The organism is Dactylosporangium sp. NPDC050588, assembly GCF_040654975.1.
In the GTDB taxonomy this organism is placed as follows: Bacteria; Actinomycetota; Actinomycetes; order Mycobacteriales; family Micromonosporaceae; genus Dactylosporangium; species Dactylosporangium maewongense.
This window is the reverse complement of record NZ_JBFAJA010000236.1, coordinates 1-1345: the sequence shown is the minus strand read 5'-3', so window position 1 is coordinate 1345 and position 1345 is coordinate 1. Positions and strand designations below refer to the sequence as shown.

At 75.1% G+C, this 1345-nt stretch carries 1 protein-coding gene; it reads left to right on the top strand.

What is annotated here, in order from left to right; all coding sequences use genetic code 11:
* Positions 1-9: 9 nt before the first annotated feature.
* Positions 10-1345: condensation domain-containing protein (locus tag AB0I21_RS57485; RefSeq protein ID WP_360574538.1), on the top strand; the 1336-nt coding region annotated here is incomplete at its 3' end.

The window sequence follows — 1345 nt, the reverse complement described above, 5'->3', positions numbered from 1 at the left end:
CCGGTGGGTGTGGCGGGTGAGTTGTACCTGGCGGGCACGCAGTTGGCGCGTGGCTACCTGAACCGGCCGACGTTGACGGCGGAGCGGTTCGTCGCCGACCCGTTCGGGCCCGGACGGCTGTACCGCACCGGCGATCTCGTGCGCTGGACCGGCGACGGGCAGTTCGTCTTCCTCGGCCGGGTCGACGAGCAGGTGAAGCTGCGCGGGTTCCGGATCGAGCTGGGCGAGATCCAGGCCGTGCTGCAGCAGCACCTGGGCGTCTCGCAGGCGGTGGTCCTGCTCCGCGAGGAGCGGCTCGTCGCCTACGTCGTCGGCAGCGCGGACGGCCTGCGGGAGTTCGTGGCGGGGCGGCTGCCGGAGTACATGGTGCCGGCCGCGTTCGTGACCCTGGACGAGCTGCCGCTGACCGTCAACGGCAAGCTCGACCGCAAGGCGCTGCCCGAGCCCCGGTTCGACGGCACCGCCGGGCGCCGCCCCGCCGACGTCCGCGAGGAGCTGCTCTGCCAGGCCTTCGCCGACGTCCTCGGGCTCCCGTCGGCCGGCGTCGACGACGACTTCTTCGCCCTCGGCGGGCACTCGCTGCTCGCCGCGCGGCTGGCGAGCCGGGTCCGGGCCGTCCTCGGCGTCGAACTGCCGCTGCGGACCCTGTTCGAGGCGCCGACACCGGCCCGCCTCGCCGGGCGGCTGCGCGCCGGCACGGAGAGCCCCCGGCCGGCGCTCGCGCCACGGGAACGGCCGGACCTCGTCCCGCTGTCCTACGCGCAGCAGCGGCTGTGGTTCCTGTGGCAGCTGGAAGGCCCCAGCGCGACATACAACATCACCGACGTCCTCGGCCTGTCCGGCGACATCGACCCGGCGGCCCTCGACGCGGCGTTCCGCGACGTCATCGGCCGGCACGAGTCGCTGCGCACCGTGTTCCCCGCCGTCGACGGCCGGCCGCACCAGCTCGTGCTCCCCGCCGGCGACCTCGACCGGCAGCTCCACGTCGCCGACATCGCCGCGGCCGACCTCCCGGCGGCCGTGACGGCGGCGGCACAACACCGGTTCGACCTGGCCGCCGAGGTGCCGGTCCGCGCCTGGCTGTTCAGCACCGGCACGGACGAGCACGTCCTGGTCGTCGTCGTGCACCACATCGCCGGCGATGGCTGGTCGACCCGCCCGCTCGCCGCCGACCTGTCGTCGTCGTACGCCGCCCGCGCCGCCGGACAGGCGCCCGTCTGGGAGCCGCTGCCGGTCCAGTACGCGGACTACGCGCTCTGGCAGCGGGACCTCCTCGGCGACGAGGAGGACCCGGACAGCCGGATCGCCCGGCAGGTCGGCTACTGGCGGCAGGCCCTCGCCGGGC